20 protein-coding genes, 1 riboswitch and 1 other annotated feature are annotated in these 18,560 nt (G+C 36.6%); of the genes, 9 read left to right on the forward strand and 11 right to left on the reverse strand.

What is annotated here, in order from left to right; genetic code table 11:
* Positions 1-77 precede the first annotated feature (77 nt).
* Complete coding sequence (locus NSQ69_RS20235) at positions 78-1,076, forward strand: alpha/beta fold hydrolase (protein ID WP_341099629.1); 999 nt, start codon at positions 78-80, stop codon at positions 1,074-1,076.
* Between the two features lie 119 nt (positions 1,077-1,195).
* Positions 1,196-2,515 carry a Na+/H+ antiporter family protein gene (locus tag NSQ69_RS20240; RefSeq protein WP_002014950.1) on the forward strand — a complete coding sequence of 440 codons (1,320 nt, stop codon included), beginning with the start codon at positions 1,196-1,198 and terminating at the stop codon, positions 2,513-2,515.
* Between the two features lie 25 nt (positions 2,516-2,540).
* On the opposite strand, the gene NSQ69_RS20245 is transcribed toward NSQ69_RS20240, so the two are convergent.
* Both NSQ69_RS20245 and NSQ69_RS20250 read right to left on the reverse strand, forming a co-directional pair.
* The gene (locus tag NSQ69_RS20245; RefSeq protein ID WP_201056892.1) at positions 2,541-3,467 is read right to left on the reverse strand and encodes a LacI family DNA-binding transcriptional regulator; all 927 of its coding nucleotides are present in this window, start codon (positions 3,465-3,467) and stop codon (positions 2,541-2,543) included.
* A 114-nt stretch (positions 3,468-3,581) separates the two neighbouring features.
* Complete coding sequence (locus tag NSQ69_RS20250) at positions 3,582-4,058, reverse strand: GNAT family N-acetyltransferase (RefSeq protein ID WP_002128979.1); 477 nt, start codon at positions 4,056-4,058, stop codon at positions 3,582-3,584.
* A gap of 82 nt (positions 4,059-4,140) precedes the next feature.
* Here NSQ69_RS20250 and NSQ69_RS20255 point away from each other — a divergent pair, with 82 nt between their 5' ends.
* Positions 4,141-5,064: an alpha/beta hydrolase gene (locus NSQ69_RS20255; RefSeq protein WP_002014993.1), complete on the forward strand. Its 924-nt coding sequence runs from the start codon at positions 4,141-4,143 to the stop codon at positions 5,062-5,064.
* A gap of 10 nt (positions 5,065-5,074) precedes the next feature.
* On the opposite strand, the gene NSQ69_RS20260 is transcribed toward NSQ69_RS20255, so the two are convergent.
* On the reverse strand, positions 5,075-5,320 hold the full coding sequence (locus NSQ69_RS20260) for a DUF2552 family protein (RefSeq protein WP_002014992.1): 246 nt from the start codon (positions 5,318-5,320) through the stop codon (positions 5,075-5,077).
* Positions 5,321-5,459: 139 nt separating this feature from the next.
* On the opposite strand from NSQ69_RS20260, the gene NSQ69_RS20265 reads away from it, so the two are divergent.
* From NSQ69_RS20265 to ribH, 5 genes are all read left to right on the forward strand, one after another.
* Positions 5,460-5,666 (forward strand): CDGSH iron-sulfur domain-containing protein, encoded by a 207-nt coding sequence (locus NSQ69_RS20265; RefSeq protein WP_001151582.1) that lies wholly within the window; start codon positions 5,460-5,462, stop codon positions 5,664-5,666.
* 190 nt (positions 5,667-5,856) lie between these two features.
* Positions 5,857-6,000: riboswitch (FMN riboswitch) on the forward strand.
* A 309-nt stretch (positions 6,001-6,309) separates the two neighbouring features.
* Positions 6,310-7,422, forward strand: coding sequence for a bifunctional diaminohydroxyphosphoribosylaminopyrimidine deaminase/5-amino-6-(5-phosphoribosylamino)uracil reductase RibD (ribD, locus tag NSQ69_RS20270; RefSeq protein ID WP_340953281.1), 1,113 nt, complete (start codon positions 6,310-6,312; stop codon positions 7,420-7,422).
* Positions 7,404-8,048 (forward strand): riboflavin synthase, encoded by a 645-nt coding sequence (gene ribE / locus NSQ69_RS20275; protein ID WP_078177768.1) that lies wholly within the window; start codon positions 7,404-7,406, stop codon positions 8,046-8,048. The genes ribD and ribE overlap by 19 nt, the downstream gene beginning before the upstream one ends.
* A gap of 12 nt (positions 8,049-8,060) precedes the next feature.
* Positions 8,061-9,254 carry a bifunctional 3,4-dihydroxy-2-butanone 4-phosphate synthase/GTP cyclohydrolase II gene (ribBA, locus tag NSQ69_RS20280; protein WP_002167711.1) on the forward strand — a complete coding sequence of 398 codons (1,194 nt, stop codon included), beginning with the start codon at positions 8,061-8,063 and terminating at the stop codon, positions 9,252-9,254.
* 18 nt (positions 9,255-9,272) lie between these two features.
* Complete coding sequence (gene ribH / locus NSQ69_RS20285; protein WP_098776606.1) at positions 9,273-9,734, forward strand: 6,7-dimethyl-8-ribityllumazine synthase; 462 nt, start codon at positions 9,273-9,275, stop codon at positions 9,732-9,734.
* A 23-nt stretch (positions 9,735-9,757) separates the two neighbouring features.
* Here ribH and NSQ69_RS20290 read toward each other — a convergent pair whose 3' ends face one another.
* The 8 genes from NSQ69_RS20290 to NSQ69_RS20325 form a co-directional block, all read right to left on the reverse strand.
* Complete coding sequence (locus tag NSQ69_RS20290) at positions 9,758-10,078, reverse strand: hypothetical protein (RefSeq protein WP_002088493.1); 321 nt, start codon at positions 10,076-10,078, stop codon at positions 9,758-9,760.
* A gap of 181 nt (positions 10,079-10,259) precedes the next feature.
* Complete coding sequence (bioB, locus tag NSQ69_RS20295; RefSeq protein WP_002014986.1) at positions 10,260-11,258, reverse strand: biotin synthase; 999 nt, start codon at positions 11,256-11,258, stop codon at positions 10,260-10,262.
* A gap of 1 nt (position 11,259) precedes the next feature.
* Positions 11,260-12,069 carry a malonyl-ACP O-methyltransferase BioC gene (gene bioC, locus NSQ69_RS20300; RefSeq protein WP_002128987.1) on the reverse strand — a complete coding sequence of 270 codons (810 nt, stop codon included), beginning with the start codon at positions 12,067-12,069 and terminating at the stop codon, positions 11,260-11,262.
* Positions 12,035-12,775 carry an alpha/beta fold hydrolase gene (locus tag NSQ69_RS20305; RefSeq protein WP_002128989.1) on the reverse strand — a complete coding sequence of 247 codons (741 nt, stop codon included), beginning with the start codon at positions 12,773-12,775 and terminating at the stop codon, positions 12,035-12,037. Before NSQ69_RS20305 ends, bioC begins: the two co-directional genes overlap by 35 nt.
* Complete coding sequence (gene bioF, locus NSQ69_RS20310) at positions 12,772-13,959, reverse strand: 8-amino-7-oxononanoate synthase (protein ID WP_341099630.1); 1,188 nt, start codon at positions 13,957-13,959, stop codon at positions 12,772-12,774. Before bioF ends, NSQ69_RS20305 begins: the two co-directional genes overlap by 4 nt.
* Positions 13,925-14,653, reverse strand: coding sequence for a dethiobiotin synthase (bioD, locus tag NSQ69_RS20315; RefSeq protein ID WP_201031742.1), 729 nt, complete (start codon positions 14,651-14,653; stop codon positions 13,925-13,927). Before bioD ends, bioF begins: the two co-directional genes overlap by 35 nt.
* Positions 14,653-16,086 (reverse strand): adenosylmethionine--8-amino-7-oxononanoate transaminase, encoded by a 1,434-nt coding sequence (gene bioA, locus NSQ69_RS20320; RefSeq protein WP_078177764.1) that lies wholly within the window; start codon positions 16,084-16,086, stop codon positions 14,653-14,655. Before bioA ends, bioD begins: the two co-directional genes overlap by 1 nt.
* 77 nt (positions 16,087-16,163) lie before the next feature.
* Positions 16,164-16,520, reverse strand: a complete 357-nt coding sequence (locus tag NSQ69_RS20325; RefSeq protein ID WP_002128995.1) for a hypothetical protein — start codon at positions 16,518-16,520, stop codon at positions 16,164-16,166.
* A 142-nt stretch (positions 16,521-16,662) separates the two neighbouring features.
* Positions 16,663-16,882, forward strand: a binding site (T-box leader).
* A gap of 277 nt (positions 16,883-17,159) precedes the next feature.
* Between NSQ69_RS20325 and nhaC the strand changes: the two genes are divergently transcribed.
* Positions 17,160-18,533 (forward strand): Na+/H+ antiporter NhaC, encoded by a 1,374-nt coding sequence (nhaC, locus tag NSQ69_RS20330; RefSeq protein ID WP_078177762.1) that lies wholly within the window; start codon positions 17,160-17,162, stop codon positions 18,531-18,533.
* Positions 18,534-18,560: the final 27 nt, after the last annotated feature.

An 18,560-nucleotide genomic window follows, 5' to 3' on the forward strand; every position in this document is an offset into this window, starting at 1 on the left:
TACAATGATTTTCTAGTAGTATATGCAAAAGAAAGAGCCTGTGCGATTCATACCATTTAAGAAAAGGAGGTTTACATATGCTTTTTCGTAGCCATACCCCTCAGTTTTACAACGAAAAAAAGCAACTAATCCCTAACAGTATCGCTACGATAGAAAGCGTTATGATTAATGACCGGAAACAATCTCTCCTTATACGCGGTCAAAACGTGGAACAGCCTATTTTATTATGCTGTCACGGCGGCCCTGGTATGGCACAAATCGGCTTTATTCGCCATTTTCAAAAAGAGTTAGAAAAGCACTTTATCGTTATTAATTGGGATCAGCGAGGGGCAGGTAAATCCTTTTTATGGCGGGACATCCAAACAAATCTTACGATTGATCAATTTTTTTCAGATGCAAAAAAGGTTATTCAATATCTTCTCAAACGCTTTAATAAGCAAAAACTATTTCTCGCAGGTCATTCTTGGGGAAGTATTATCGGACTACAAATCGCTAATCAATGTCCCGAATATATAGAAGCATACATCGGCATCGGTCAAATCGTACATATGAAGCAAAATGAAGAATTACTATATCAACATTTAATTAGCTCTGCCAAAAAACATGACCATAAAAAGGCATTAGCTTCTCTTTTAAAATTAGGGAAACCACCCTTTTTAGATACGAGACGCCTCATTATTCAAAGAAAGTGGCTTGGTACATTCGGAGGAGCAATCCAAAATGGATCTTCCTTTTCTTTCATACGAAAAGGCTTCTTTTCTCCTGAATATACGCTATTAGATTGGTTCAAATTTCTCGCAGGAAATTTAAAATCCGGATTTTTATGGGAAGAGATGCTGACAATCGATTTCTTTTCATCTATTTCAAGTTTATCTATTCCTGTTTATTTTTGTTCTGGTCGCTATGATTATCAAACTCCTTATGCACTCGTTCAACAATATTGCGATATCATTCAAGCTCCTATTAAAAAGATGATTTGGTTTCCAAACTCGGCACATTCTCCAGATTTAGAAGAGCCTGAGTTATTCGCTAAATCTTTACAATCAATTAAACAAGAACTATCTTTTCAACATTAATAACAAAAGGCGCTTTTACATTTCATAGAAAACATTTTATAATGATATGTCGCAAGTATATGTCACTACAAACACTTGCTTGCCTTAACAGAATAAAAATTAGGGAGATTACATTTATTATGAACGCTGTACTCATCGCAGTAGCAGTCATGCTACTGCTTAGTTTGTTACGTGTCCAAGTCATTGTCGCCATTATCGTTGGAGCTTTAACAGGCGGACTTATCGGCGGACTCGGTATTTCAGAAACAATTAGTACTTTTACAGCCGGTCTTGGGAACAGTGCTCCTATCGCATTAAGCTACGCAATGCTCGGTGGATTTGCTATTTCCCTTTCAAAAACAGGACTTCCTGATGCAATGATCCAATCAGCTTTAAAATGGATCGGCAACGAACAAGACACGAAAAAACAAGTCTATTCTAAAATACTTATATTATTTATCATTTTAACAATGGCTTGTTTCTCACAAAATATTATCCCTGTTCATATCGCCTTCATCCCAATCTTAATTCCAGCACTTTTAAAAGTATTAAATGAGCTGAGGGTGGATCGTAGGCTTGTAACATGTCTTATTACATTTGGGTTAATTACCCCTTACATGTGGGTTCCAGCAGGGTTCGGAAAAATTTATCATGACGTATTGCAAACAAATGCTGCGCAAAGCGGTCTTACATTTGATGTCGCACTTATTCCAAAAGCGATGACTATTCCAGCAATCGGTATGATTATCGGATTATGTGTAGCGGTTTTCATTACATACCGAAAACCACGTACATATGAAACAGAACAAATTCATTCTGCACAGAATGAAATCGTTCCCTATACGAAAAGAAGCATTACTTTGGGTTTATTATCAATACTCGCTACATTAACTGTGCAATTAGCAACAGAATCAATGATTTTTGGTGCTTTAGCAGGTATTATCGTCTTATCAGTTAGCGGTAGCCTCCCTCTTAAAGAAGCCGATGCTATTTTAACGAGTGGAATGCGTATGATGTCCTTTATCGGATTTGTTATGATTTCTGCCGCTGGATTTGGCGCTGTTCTTCGAAAAACTGGACATGTTGAATCTCTTGTGCAAACGAGTGCACATATAATCGGAAATAATAAACCGCTTGCTGCATTTCTTATGCTCATTATTGGACTTCTCGTTACGATGGGAATTGGCTCTTCCTTTTCAACCATCCCAATCTTAACAACAATTTTCGTACCATTATGCGTACAGCTCGGATTTAGTCCCATGGCTACAATCGCAATTATCGGTACAGCTGGTGCACTTGGTGATGCAGGTTCTCCAGCATCTGATAGTACACTTGGACCAACGTCCGGTTTAAATGCTGATGGTCAGCACCATCATATATGGGATACATGTGTCCCAACATTTCTTCACTATAATATACCGTTACTTATATTCGGCTTTATTGCCGCAATTACACTATAAAAGGTGCGTTTTAAAAACGCACCTTTTATAGTGTTGTTTCTCTCTCAATGCACCTAAATTCTGTTTCCACTTCTTCTTGTCGCACTTGTTTCTTCTTTATTTTTCCTATTAACTGTTGAAAAGCTATTTCCCCATTTTCTTCGATATAACTTCCAATCGTCGTTAATGATGGACTTATCCATTCACCCTCTACACTCCCGTTAAATCCAATGATTTGTAACTTACCTGGTATATGAATATTAAGAGTTTTCGCCGCCCTGATTAGCTCAATAGCGACCTTATCACTTGAAGCTACAACCCCATCTATGTATGGATGCTTTTGTAACAATTCAAGAAACTGTTGATTCGTATACCCTTGTACAATTTCCTCTCGATAAGAAAGTCCTTCTTTCCAAGCAGTATCTAGAAATCCTGCCACATGCTCTTCCATTTCTTCACTCTCTACTCCCTCACCGATATAAGCAAGAAACTGGCAGCCTTTCTCTTTTAATAAAGAAACAGCTTTCTGTCCACTTTCATAATAGCTCATAAGAGATTGTCGTTCTTCAAGCACAGCGAAAGGAAGTGAGATTTCTCCTATACTTCGAAAAACAGATTTCGTCATTATAACGCCTGCAATGTTATTTTGCTCCAACATATCTATGTATCTATTCTTATTTTCTATATTACAAACTATTACTTGATACCCTTCTTTGTATGCTATTTCCTCAACGAAACGGAGCAAAGTGATGTATGATGGATTATGCAAATTATCTACAAGTAATGCAATCACCGTTGAAGGTTGTTTAAATAAAGGCTTTGCTGTAGCATTCGGTCTATAATGTAATTCTTCAATTGCTTTTTTTACTTGTTTCACCGTATCTTCATGGACATATCCTTTTTCGTTAATGACTCTTGAAACGGTTGCAACTGAAACACCGGCCAATTTTGCAACATCACGTATAGTTGCCACATCGTCACCCCTTAATATGGTAATAGATTACAATTTTAAATTAAACCAAAATATAACATTCGTCAAGGTTATTGTTTTATATTTCTGAAAATTGTTACACAATTTCCACTCTACTCAGAAAATATACTCCAGCTGAATTTCATGTGAAATCGCGATATTATCATAACCAATAAACGGAATTTCTTTCTTTATTTTTCGTGCTTCCTTTACCGCATCAATATACAAGTTCGTCATCATGAAGTTACGTTTTTGATAAAAACGAAGTGCGTTCATATTATCATTCGTCGTAATAAGCCACACTTTTTTACATTCGTTCTCTTTTGCCACTCGCAATACACAATCCACCAGTTTTGTACCAATCCCCTTCCCTTCCTCAAAACTATTTAACGATACAATTTCACACATGTTTTCTATCACTTTACATGTTATAATTCCCACTATTCTGTTATTTCTAAGTGCAATAAAACCAGGTAATTCTTCTAATTGATGTACTCTGCCTCGCGAGACCATCATTGAGCTTCCCCAGTTTTCACACATAAAATCCTGAATTGCTTCTTTCATTTCTGGTGTGATTTTTTGTATATGAACCATACACGATTTCTCCCCTTTTCACATCATTGTGATACAATGTTAGTGTATCACATGTAGAGGTATTTGGAGGATGAGGTAAAGTATGAAACGTTTTTTTACAGCATTGTTTACTATACTAGGTGCACTAACTGCGATTGGGATTTTCTTTACAAATAAAGTTATGTACTTGAAGAAAAAAACAGAGGAAGAAGTTTTAGAACGCGAAACGAAAAAGCATTTTCATTTGGACGATTTTAAGGCTATTCAAAAAGAAGAGGTTCACATCCCTTCTCAATTCGGATACGAACTTCACGGATATTACATGCCAGCTGGTCATTCCAATAAATTTATGATTTTTTGCCACGGTGTGACTGTAAATAAAATGAATTCCGTTAAATATGCAAACTTATTTTTAAATAGAGGATATAACGTATTTATTTATGATCATCGCCGTCATGGTAAAACCGGTGGTAAAACAACAAGTTATGGCTATTATGAAAAACATGATTTAAAGTCAGTAGTTGACTGGCTAAAAGATCGTTTCGGAACGAATATTACACTCGGAATTCATGGTGAGTCTATGGGTGCTGCAACTCTTCTTCAATATGCAGGACTTGTAGAAGATGGTGCTGATTTTTATATTGCTGATTGTCCTTTCTCTGATTTTTATGGACAGTTACAACATCGTTTGAAAGTTGAGTTTCATTTGCCAAAATGGCCTTTATTACCTTTAGCAAATGCCTTTTTAAAAGTTCGTGATGGCTATACAATTCGTGAAGTTTCACCAATTGATTGTATAAAAAATATTAACAATCCGGTTCTCTTTATTCATAGTAAAGATGATGACTATATTTTATCTGATATGACGAAATCACTTTATGAAGCGAAAGAAAATAATAAACAGCTTTATATTGCAGAACATGGTGCACACGCTTGCTCTTATAATGAAAATAAAGAAGAGTACGAAGATGCCATCGATCAATTTTTAAACACATATGTAAAAGAAACAAAAAACAGGCTTGCATAAGCCTGTTTTTTTACTGCGCTAAAACGTCTGTAACTTGTTCCATATTTTCAGAAATCCACTTTACTGCCTCGTCTAGCGTTGGGAATTCCGTCGTTTGAAAAGTTACCTCATCTTGAAGTAACCAAACATCTTTCGGTTCTTGTCCTACACCTGCGATTGACCAATGAAGTAAACTATATGGATGATTATCATTCAAAAATGATGCCCATGTGCGCTCATTTGCAATATTTTGTAGTGTGTGTAATTTTTTATCCATCTTTCGTCACCTTACTCTAGTCAGTTATAAAAACTATTATAACACTCTCTTCTCTCTCAAACAAAGTGCTCTTTTTATATTGTCAAGTACTCTCCCTAATTATATGATGAGAGTAAGCGTTTGGAAAGGAGGGATAACGTTGGCAAAAGTACAAATTAAAGTGAATGATAATGGCTCTTTTCGCGTTACAGGGGACGTGGAATTAGTTGACTCACAAGGGAATGTATTCCCAGCAAAACCAGCATTTTCTTTATGTCGTTGTGGTTTATCAAAAAACATGCCTTATTGCGATGCTTCGCATAAAGGCAAATTCGAGTCTGTTGTTAGAGCACCAGAGGCAGAATAAATATTTAAAGAGCATGCACATTTATTTGTGTATGTTTTTTCTTTTGATCAAAGCCTATACAGCCCTTCCCCTTTCAACATTTCTATTACTTTCGTCCCCATTCAAATCGGCATATATTTTCAAACAATTCTTCACATTCGAACATTTTTTACTATGCTTTTTTCTTTTTTGTGCTATAATGTGAGCAAACAACATCCTTCGGGGTCGGGTGAAATTCCCAACCGGCGGTGATGAAGCGATAGCTTCTAAGTCCGTGACCCGTTTTCAACGCGAAAACGGTGGATCTAGTGAAACTCTAGGGCCGACAGTATAGTCTGGATGGGAGAAGGATATGTTTTCTAGTAATTTTATATAGCGAATACACTTTTATTTCAGTATGCATATTTTTAAAGTTTCATTTTGAATCTTTATATATGTTTTATTTTGTATAGTTATGTTTCTATACTGAAATAAAAAGATACGACTAGCGTTGAAAGAATTTGATATTTTGCTAGGTTTTTTCCTTATGCCAAAATATCAGTCATCGTTAGGTTTCTTTCCTATACTTTCGTATTCGAACTATATTTCTAGAAATCACGTCTCCCAAACCCCAAGGATATAAAATCCTTGGGGTTTTTTGATTTTTTCAGGAGAGGTGAAAAGAATGACAGATCAAGAATATATGAGGATTGCCTTGCAGTTAGCACAAGGAACATCGGGACAAACAAGCCCAAATCCTATGGTTGGTGCCGTTGTTGTTAAAGATGGGAAAATCGTTGGAATGGGTGCCCACATGCGTGCTGGTGAAGAACATGCTGAAGTTCATGCTCTTCACATGGCTGGTGAAAGAGCAAAAGACGCTACCGTTTATGTAACACTTGAACCGTGTAGCCATTTTGGAAAAACACCCCCTTGCTGTGAATTACTCATTGAAAAAGGAGTTCAGCGTGTTGTAATTGCTACTCTTGATTGCAATCCACTCGTTTCCGGCAATGGAAAAAGAATATTGGAAGAAGCTGGAATCAAGGTAACTACTGGTGTTCTTGGGGCGGAAGCCACTTTATTAAATCGATACTTTTTTCACTATATGAAAACGAAACGTCCCTTTGTAACAATAAAAACAGCAATGAGCTTAGATGGAAAAACAGCAACTGTAACCGGTGAAAGTAAGTGGATTACAGGCGAAGAAGCACGCGCTGACGTTCACCAATATCGTCATATACATGATGCTATCCTAGTCGGTGTGAATACAGTTCTAACTGACAATCCACACTTAACAACACGAATTCCAAACGGAGGTAAACATCCTATACGCGTTATTTTAGATACCCACTTACGAACGCCGCCATCTTCTCATGTCATAACAGATGGCTTAACTCCGACATGGATTATTGTCGGTAAGGATGTAAGCAAAGAGAAAATAGCGTCTTATGAATCTAACAATATAGCTGTATTCCAAATGAAAACACAGCAAATTGAAATACAAGATGTCCTATCCCTACTCGGTGAGAAAAAAATTCTTTCTCTGTTCGTTGAAGGTGGTCAAACGGTGCATGCAAACTTCTTAAAAACAAATAGTTTTAATGAAATCGTGACCTATATAAGCCCGAAATTAATTGGTGGAAAAGATGCCCCCACCTTATTTGGCGGAGCTGGTTTTTCGAAGTTACAAGATGCACTTTCCTTAACAATTCAAGAGATGAAACAAATCGGTAATGATATAAAAATTGTTGCAACCTTAAAAAGCGAGGTGACGGAATGTTTACAGGAATCGTAGAAGAGTTAGGAACGATATCAAGCATGACTCAAAGTGGTGAAGCAATGAAGCTAACTATTAGCGCAAAGCAAATTTTATCGGATGTCAAATTGGGTGATAGTATCGCAGTTAACGGCATTTGCTTAACAGTAACTACTTTTACGACTACTTCATTCACTGTCGACGCAATGCCTGAAACAATGAAAGCAACATCACTTCGTATGCTAAAGCCAAGTGCCAAAGTGAATTTAGAACGGGCGATGGCTGCAAACGGACGATTCGGTGGACATTTCGTCACCGGACATATCGATGGCATCGGTACGATTTTAACTAAAAAACAACATTACAATGCCATCTATTACAAAATAGCAATTTCTGATGAATTACTACGCTATTGTTTGCATAAAGGATCCGTTGCTGTTGATGGCACTAGCTTAACAATATTTGATATAGACGAATCTTCAATTACAATTTCACTCATCCCCCACACAGTAAGCGAGTCTATAATCGGAGAAAAACAAGCCGGGGACATCGTAAACATTGAGTGTGACATGATTGGAAAATATATTGAACGCTTTATCTCAAAGCCCGCAAAAAGAACTGGTTCAATGACCGAAAGCTTTTTACAAGAAAACGGATTTCTATAAGGAGGAAGCACAATGTTTCATCGTATTGAAGAAGCTCTAGAAGATTTAAAACAAGGAAAAGTTGTTATCGTATGTGATGATGAAAACCGAGAAAATGAAGGCGATTTTATTGCTTTAGCAGAGTACATTACACCAGAAACGATTAATTTTATGATTACACACGGTCGTGGTCTCGTTTGTGTACCCATTACGGAGGAGTACGCAGAACGTCTACAGTTAGAACCAATGGTATCTCATAATACAGATTCACATCACACTGCGTTTACAGTGAGCATTGATCATGTTTCTACAACAACAGGGATTAGCGCTCATGAACGTGCAACTACGATACAAGAATTGTTAAACCCTGCATCAAAAGGCGCTGATTTCAATCGCCCTGGACATATCTTTCCATTAATTGCGAAAGAAGGCGGTGTACTGCGCCGTGCTGGTCATACAGAAGCCGCTGTCGATTTAGCCAAACTTTGCGGAGCAGAACCAGCTGGAGTCATTTGCGAAATTATAAATGAGGACGGTACGATGGCACGTGTACCTGATTTACTAGAGTGCGCAAAACAATTTGATATAAAAATGATTACAATAGAAGATTTAATTGCTTATCGCCGCCATCACGAAACACTTGTGACGAGAGAAGTGGAAATTACATTACCTACAGATTTCGGTACTTTCCATGCAATTGGCTATTCTAACTCATTAGATATGAAAGAACATATCGCGCTCGTAAAAGGTGATATTTCAACAGGCGAACCTGTACTTGTACGCGTTCATTCAGAATGCTTAACAGGAGATGTATTTGGTTCGTGCCGCTGTGATTGCGGACCACAGCTACATGCTGCACTTGCTCAAATTGAGCGTGAAGGAAAAGGTGTTCTTCTCTATATGAGACAAGAAGGACGAGGAATTGGCCTTCTGAATAAGCTTCGCGCTTATAAGTTACAAGAAGAAGGGTTAGATACTGTAGAAGCAAATGAAAAACTTGGGTTCCCAGCTGATCTTCGTGATTACGGTATTGGCGCTCAAATTTTAAAAGATTTAGGCTTACAAAGTTTACGATTATTAACGAATAATCCACGAAAAATTGCTGGCTTACAAGGTTACGATTTAGAAGTAACCGAGCGTGTACCGTTGCAAATGCCAACAAAAGAAGAAAATAAAACGTATTTACAAACGAAAGCAAGCAAATTAGGACATTTACTAAACTTATAATTAAGGGAGAGATACATTATGGTATTCGAAGGTCATTTAGTTGGTACAGGATTAAAAGTTGGGGTTGTTGTTGGACGTTTTAATGAGTTTATTACAAGTAAGTTACTTGGTGGAGCTTTAGATGGATTAAAGCGTCACGGTGTAGAAGAGAATGATATTGATGTTGCATGGGTTCCTGGTGCATTTGAAATTCCTTTAATCGCTAAAAAGATGGCCAATAGCGGAAAATATGATACTGTTATTACATTAGGTACAGTAATTCGCGGTGCTACAACACATTACGATTACGTTTGTAATGAAGTAGCAAAAGGTGTTGCGTCTTTATCACTACAAACGGACATTCCAGTTATTTTCGGTGTATTAACGACAGAAACAATTGAACAAGCGATTGAACGTGCAGGTACAAAAGCTGGTAATAAAGGATATGAATCGGCAGTTGCTGCGATCGAAATGGCTCATTTATCAAAACAATGGGCTTAAAAAAGAGGCTACGGCCTCTTTTTTTATTTTCTCACCTTTTTTCGTACATCTTCTATTAATTCATCCATCGTTTTTCCTTCTGTTTTTATACGAAGAGCTTGTGCTGTTCTCCACACATTTTCTCTCTTTTCCGCTTCTTCTATAATAGAAATTTCCTTCCTCACTTCTTTTAAATCTTTTCCTTCTGTTTCAAGCCCAAAATGTTCAGCTTTCGTTCGAAAATGCTGTTCAATTCTTTGTTGCATTTCTTTTTGTTCAGGATTTTCAGCCGCCTTAACTGGATCAGCACTTATCGCTTTTATTAAAATCAGACAGGTCATAATAGTTAATATGTATTTGTACATGTAAAATCCTCCAACCCGATATAAATTACATTTTTACTATGTACAATTAGGGCTTGGAAAATTCGTCCACAAAATTATTTTTCTCGTCCAAAAGTGACTACTATCAAGCGTTAATGGACTTTTATTACATTTTATTTACAAAAAAAAGCAAACCCTTTAAAGAGTTTGCTTTTCATCTATCTTATAGCGCACATTCTTCAATCTCAAACCCTAAATCTTCAATCATACCCCAGTCCGCAGTCGGCTCTTGTCCAGCTGTTGTTAAATAGTCCCCGACAAAGATAGAGTTTGCTGCAAATAAACCAAGTGGCTGTACAGAACGTAAATTAAGTTCTCGACCACCTGAAATACGAATTTCTTTTGTTGGATTTACAAAACGCATCATCGCCAGCACTTTTAAACATTCTACAGGTGTTAATTCTTTTTGTCCTTCAAGCGGAGTACCCTTTACAGCAACAAGGAAATTACATGGAATAGAATCCGCATCTAAACGTTGTAATTCAAATGCAATTTCAGCGCGCTGTTCAATCGTTTCTCCCATTCCGAAAATTGCTCCAGAGCATGGAGAAATACCGGCTTGCTTCGCTTTTTGGACTGTATCAACACGATCGTCATACGTATGCGTTGAACAAATGCTATCATAATTGTTGGCATGCGTATTTAAATTGTGATTATAACGATGCACACCAGCTTCTGCTAACTGACCTGCTTGATCTTCATTTAAAAATCCTAAACAACAGCAAATTTTTAAATCTGTCGTTTCACGAATTTCCTTAACTGCTCCAATAACGTGATTTACTTCTTTATTCGTCGGACGACGACCAGATGCAACAATACAATATGTACCTGCTTTACGACGAATTGCTTCGTGCGCTCCTTCAACAATTTTCTCTTGTGTTAACCATGCATACTTATCAATCGGTGCTTCTGAAATAATAGACTGTGAACAATACCCGCAATCTTCAGGACATAATCCAGATTTCGTATTTATAATCATGTTCAACTTTACTTTCTTACCAAAATGATGATGGCGAATGATGTAAGCTGCATTCATAATTTCTAAAACCTCTGTATCATCAGCTTCTAATATTGCAATTGCATCTTCTTTCGTAATCATTTTCTCTTCTACTACGTCGTATGCAAGTTTTTTCCAATCCCTTTTTGTTTGTACTTGTTTCATTTCATCTCTTCCCCTCTTTTGTTATATACGTAAATAAAGCATGATATGTTGCCATTATCCCTTCTTTTCCCGTGAAGTCTCTTTCGTATATACGAAGCATCGTACGAAAGAGTGAAGGGCTTTGACAGTAAGACTCTTCATTACTATTGGTTGCCCCTACTTTTCGAATAGAATGTAGAAACTCCCTAACTTCTGTAAAGCTTTCTATGTAACACGTTTCAGAAACATGTACATTTCCTAATGGATTTTTGCATATATTCACTAACTGTTCTTTCGAAACGAATCGTTGTCCTATTGAAGTACAATTGTGTATCCCCTTTTCTTTCTTAGCACGCTGAAAAGACGTATGCAATTCTTGAAAAGTCGTATTACCAAACGTGGAAAATAATAATATTCCTTCTTCAGACAAATAGTTAAATAAATTTTTCACTGTCTCTTTTAAATCATTAAGCCATTGAAATGTAGCATTTGAAATGATGACATCATATGGATTTTCTAATTTTAATTGTTCAATATCTTCACATCGAAACATCACATTTTCCAAACTTTTTCTAGTTTTCGCGACTGCAATCATCTCATCAGCAAAATCCACAGCTGTAATATGAGCTTTCGGAAATAAATTTGATAATTGCTCTGTTACATATCCTGTCCCGCATCCAAGTTCTAAAATACGTATCGATGATGTTTCACTATATCGTTCCTTCAATGTAGAAAGTAACGAATGCGCCATCTTTTTTTGTACATTTGCATATTGATCGTAGGATATAGCCGCCCCGTTAAACCGTTTTTGCAGTAACGTTTTGTTGATCATGTCGTATCCCCTCTACAAATTGAATAATTTCATTTGCGCAATATTCAAAATTCGTTACACATAATGCATGCCCAGCACCACTTACTACTTTTAGATTGGCATTCGTATTATTCGCCATACTATGGGCTGCAGACAATGGACATATTACATCCTGCTCTCCATGAAGGAGTAACAGCGGGGCTTTCATATCTATTACTTCATTTCTCATATCTGTTTCTATTAAATAATCTAAGCCTAATTGTAAAGACTGAATCGAGTCTCCTTTAAACTTCTGCGCAATCTCTTCAAAACTCGTATTCTCCCTCAGCTCACTTTTTGTAAACATATTTTCATAGAAACGCTTCAAAGTATCTTCTTTTTTTCTCGTTAAATTCTTTTTCATACGTTCTATATGCAAGGAATTCCATCCACTTGTATAGTCACTTGTATTGGTAAATTTAGCGGTACCACCAATTAGTACCATACCTTGGGCCTTAATCTTTTTATAAGCTTGTACTGCCGCTAACGCTCCTAGTGACCATCCAACTAAAATTACATTTTCATCCTGCGCTACATCTATTATTCGCCCCGCAAATTCACTTTGTTCTTTCACGTTACGCCAATCTATACATTGAACAGAATATCCTTTAAAATACGGCAGAACCAAAGTCCAAACATCTTCTTCCATTCCCCATCCTGGAATAAAAATAAGCTTTAGCTCTTTCATACTAAAAACCCCTCTTCTTTACCAATGCGTATAATATGCTGAATAGCCCATTTTAAATCGGCTATTGTATGCTGTGACGTAACTGCAAAACGGACTCGAGAACTACCAACCAGAACAGTCGGCGGACGAATTGCAATGGCTGCGATACCTACCTCTTGTAACCTTTCACTAAACCGTAAAGTATTTTCATTTGACCCAACTACAATCGGTACAATATGAGTTGAGCTATTCCCAATATCAAAACCAGCTTCTTGTAAATGCGTCCTGAAATATGCACCATTCTCTATAAGTCGCTCTCTTCTTTCGTTATCTTCTTTCACAATTTCAATTGCTTTTCGGATCGCCCCTAATGTTCCTGGTGGTAAAGCTGTAGTAAAAATCAAGCTTCTCATCATATTTTGTAAATACTCTATATAAATGGAATCGCCCGTTAAATACGCACCATAACACCCTAAAGCCTTACTAAACGTCCCCATATGTATATCAATTTTTTGAGCAATATCTTTTTCTACATGAGATAATCCGGCTCCACTGATTCCATATATTCCACTTGCATGTGCTTCATCAACTATAATGATTGCCCCGTATTTCTCTTTCAGCTGAACTAAGCCTCTCAAATATGCAATATCTCCATCCATACTAAAAATCGTATCTGTTACGATTAATTTTCTCTTTTCTGGTGACGCTATTTGCAACATCTTTTCTAAATGATCCAAATCATTATGACGATATCTTTTATGCTCTGCTCCGCTTAATATAATTCCATCAACAATACTTGCGTGATTTAATTTATCACTAAAAACCATATCGTGACGACAAGCTAAAGCAGATATAGCACCTACATTTGCTGTATACCCACTATTTACAATTAATGCTCTTTCAGTACCTTTCCAGTTGCATATAATTTTCTCAACCTCTTCATACAATGGATAATTTCCTACAACGAGACGAGATGCTGTCGCTCCAGTTCCATATTTTCTCGTGCAGGCAATAGCAGCTTCTTTCAACCTTTCATCTCCAGCTAATCCTAAATAATTATTCGATGCTAAATTTAGCATCTTTTTCTTATTTCGAATAAGCCATGTCTCTTCCGCTTTCTCTGTTACATGTAAATTACGATACTGCCCTTGCTCCTTTAATTGTTCTACTTTAGATTGAAGATGCGTGCGCCACATTTGATTCATTTTGGATGAGCTCCTCTAATTTTGAAATCATAATATGCTCTTTTGCCGCCCCTAATAATTCTTCCTTTGTAAACTCTCCTTCAAGGAATGGTAATAACCCTAAAACCGGCACGCCACTTAACTCCTCAATCATTATTTTATTTTCTTGCACTCTTTCTTTTTCATATCCTTTACATCCAGATAAAATTACACCTGCTACTTTTAATCCATGTGCTTTTGCATAAGAAATTGTTAAAATAGTATGATTAACTGTCCCAAGCGTAGGACGCGCTACTACAATAAGAGGAAGCTGTAATTCTTTTGCAAAATCAATCACTAAAGCATCTTCTGTATATGGAACTGCAAGCCCACCAGCCCCTTCTACAAATAGGCTATTAAACTTTTTTAGTAGTTCATTATAGTGAGCAGTAATTTCTTTTAACGTTACTGTCCTTCCAGCTCTTTTCATGGCAAGTCTCGGAGCAAGTGGTTCTTCAATGGAATAAGGACAAATTTCATCTTCTTCTGTCGGTACACCCGATAATGCTTTTAACCTTGCTGCATCACCCTCAGGATTTGATGCAACATGTCCACTTTGCAACGGTTTATATACACCAACATTATGTCCACGCTCTCGAAATATACCTGCCAATGCTCCTGTCACTACCGTTTTTCCAACTTCTGTATCCGTTGCTGTTATAAAGAAACCACTCATTACTCTCCCTCCGTAACATCCGAGATTGCTTTATATAAAATGCGTAACATCTCATCAATCTCAGCCACCGTAGATGCAAGAGGAGGCATAAATACAATCGTATTACCGAGTGGTCGCAAAATCATGCCCAGCTCTCTTGAACGTTTACATACTTGAACGCCGACTCTTTCTGTCCATTCAAACGATTCTTTCATTTCCTTATTCTTCACAAGTTCAATACCAACCATTAGCCCACACTGACGAATATCTCCTACGTGCTTATATTCATTAAGAGCTTCTAATTGTGCCGCTACATATTCTGCTTTATACGCAACATCTTCTATTAAATTAGTTTTTTCATATAGTTCTAAATTTGCAATTGCTACAGCACACCCTAACGGATTCCCTGTATAACTATGACCATGGAAAAACGTTTTTTGTTCTTCATAGCCTCCTAAAAAGGCATTATAAATTTCATCTGTCGTTACCGTAATTGCCACTGGTAAATAACCACCTGTTAAACCTTTTCCGGCTGTTAAAATGTCTGGCGTTACATCCTCGTGTTCACATGCAAACATTTTCCCGGTACGCCCAAATCCAGTCGCTACCTCATCTGTAATAAATAATACATTGTATTTTGTACATAAATCGCGAAGCCCTTTTAAGTATCCTTTTGGCATTGTAATCATCCCACCAGCACCTTGCATTAATGGCTCCACAATAATAGCTGCTACTTCTTCATGTTTTTCTTGTAGCATTTCTTCCATTTCTTCTAAATGTTTCTTTACAATTTGTTCCTTATTATCTCCATAAGGAGAACGATATGTATATGGATACGGCATTTTAATTGCCTCAAATAATAGTGAACTATACACTTGGTGAAACAAGTCTATTGCTCCTACTGAAACAGCACCTATCGTATCACCGTGATATGCTTCTTTTAATGTAACAAATCTTTGTTTTTTCGGTTTTCCTTTATGCTGCCAATATTGAAAGGCCATCTTAATTGCAATTTCAACGGCGCTAGAACCAGAGTCTGAATAGAATACTTTCTTCAAACCTTCTGGTACAACTTCAATTATTTTTTCTGCTAATAAAATAGATGGAACGTTAGCAAGTCCTAGCATAGTAGAATGAGCAATTTTATTTAATTGCTCGCGAATTGCCTCATCTAGTTCTGGTACTTGATGCCCATGAACATTTAACCAAATAGATGAAACACCGTCCCAATATTCATTTCCATTTACATCGTATAGCTTTCTTCCCTCTCCACGTTCAATAATGACAGGATCTTCTTCTAAATAATCTTTCATTTGTGTAAATGGGTGCCATACGTAATCTTTATTCTTCTTCGATAATTCTTCATATGTATAAGACGATTTTTCACTCGTGTTACTATTAATAGCCACAATTGTCACCCCTAATGTTAACTCATTTATAAATATAGTTAACATTAAAAACAAATGACTGTCAATTATTTTTAAATAAAATAGTTCTCAAAAAAGAACAACTTATCATACGATAAGTTGTTCTACTTTCCATGTTGTATCTTTCCAATTTCTAAAATAATCTCTTCATCTTTTTTTCCTTCTGTATCAATTCCAAGTTGCTTAGCATGCTCAATTAACAAATCATGGCGCTGCTCAAATCTAGCGGTATCTACTTCTTTTGTAACCTCTTCTTTTGTTTTCCCCTCAGTAGAAACTCCTAGTTTAGTAGCTGCTTTTTCCATCGATTTCTTCTCTTCAGTTTCTTTCACTTTCTTCACTTCTGACTGCTGTATTTGCTTTTGTTTCGACTGCTCTGATTCAGCTGCAAAAGCTGTGTAAATTCCAGCACTTCCGCCAACGACTAGTAAGGTGGTAAAAAGAATTATTTTTTTCTTCACTCTTTCCTCCCCTTTCAAATTCATTATAACGCACATTTTTACAGTATGAAAAACATTTCTCCTTTATTTCCCTAAAAAAATATCGAATGTTTTTATTGACATGTATGATGAATATATGATAAAAATTTAACTAACATCATATGAATCGGCGTTGATAGGATTTAGTAGTATTTCGTTTTCTGATTTCAGAGAGCTGGTGGTCGGTGCGAACCAGTACAGAGCGATTTATGAATTACCCCCTGGAGCTTCTTTTACGAAACGTGAGGAGTAGTGAAAGACGGTTTAGACCGTTATGTCTAAAGAGTGGTGAAATGAAACTGTTTCACAATTTAGGGTGGTACCGCGAATTTTTCGTCCCTGCATATATTGCAGGGGCGTTTTTATTTTATGAGCGCATATCATATGACCCTTTATTTTGTGATACATTCCTTTCACAAGCTAGGGTGGTACCGCGATTTCTTCGTCCCTGCATAATTATATGCAGGGGCGTTTTTTTATCCAATCATTTCCGTATCATATTGAGATGTTGACAATTACCGGTAATTTGTCACAAAATTCTAAATTTTAGAAGGAAATATACAATATTGGCTAATTTTATATAAAAAAGAGCTATTTTAGATTACTTAGGAGGGAAAAACAATGGTTTCAAAAATTGAATCTGTTCTTTTAACATTATTTATCTTTTTCTGTATTGGCTTTAGTGTTATCCAATTAGAAGTTTCACCACACATCCCAATTTTATTTGGTATCGTTCTTTTATTAGCATTTGGATTTATGAAAAAAATCTCTTGGTCTACTATGGAAAAAGGGATGATCAGTAGTATTTCAGCTGGTATTCCATCTATTTTTATTTTCTTACTTGTAGGCGTATTAATTAGTGTTTGGATCGCTGCTGGAACAATTCCAACTTTAATGGTATACGGCTTCCAGATTGTATCTCCTAAAATTTTCGTTCCAACTGTTTTTGTAGTTTGTGCAATTGTTGGAACAAGTATCGGTAGTGCCTTTACAACTGCCGCAACTGTAGGACTTGCCTTTATGGGTATGGGTAGTGCTCTCGGATACGATCCAGCTCTAATCGCTGGTGCAATTATTTCTGGCGCATTCTTTGGAGATAAAATGTCTCCTTTATCTGATACAACAAACTTAGCTCCTGCTGTAACGGGTGTAGATTTATTTGAGCATATTCGCAACATGCTTTGGACAACAGTTCCTGCTTTCATTATTGCTTTTATCGCATTTTTCATTTTAGGAAGCGGTATTAGTGGAGACGTTGACTTCACAAACTTTATTAGCACGTTAGAAAAAAACACAACGATTTCTATCGTTACACTTATTCCAATTTTATTACTGTTCCTATTCGCATTTAAAAAGGTTCCAGCAGTTCCAACATTGCTTGCAGGAATTGTTGTAGGAATTATTATTCTCTTTATTTTTAAACCTAGCACTTCTTTAGCTGATTTAATGAAAATTATGCAAGACGGCTACGTTTCTAAAACTGGTATTAAAGACATTGATAGCTTACTATCTCGCGGTGGTCTACAAAGTATGATGATGTCGATTGCTCTTATTTTCCTAGCTCTTTGTATGGGAGGATTATTACAAGGAATGGGTATTATAGCGCAGCTGATGAATATTATCTCTAGCTTTGTAAAAAATAGCACACGCTTAATTATTTCTACTGCTTCAACTGCAATTGGTGTAAACTTCTTACTTGGCGAACAATACTTATCAATCGTTTTAACAGGACAAGCATTCGCTAACAAATACGATGAAGTCGGTTTAGAACGTCGTAATTTATCACGCGTATTAGAAGATGCAGGTACAGTTATTAACCCGCTCGTACCATGGGGTGTAAGTGGCGTATTCTTAACAAACGTCCTTGGCGTTCCGACATTTGATTACGTTCCATTCGCAATCTTCTGTTTAGCTTGCCCGGTCTTAACAATTATTGTTGGTTTCACTGGATTTGGTCTTTCATGGAAGAAAGAAAAAACAGTACCAGTTTCATAATATATACGAAAAAAAGGATTACCGATT

Source organism: Bacillus sp. FSL R10-2201, assembly GCF_038008665.1.
In the GTDB taxonomy this organism is placed as follows: domain Bacteria; phylum Bacillota; class Bacilli; order Bacillales; family Bacillaceae_G; genus Bacillus_A; species Bacillus_A mycoides.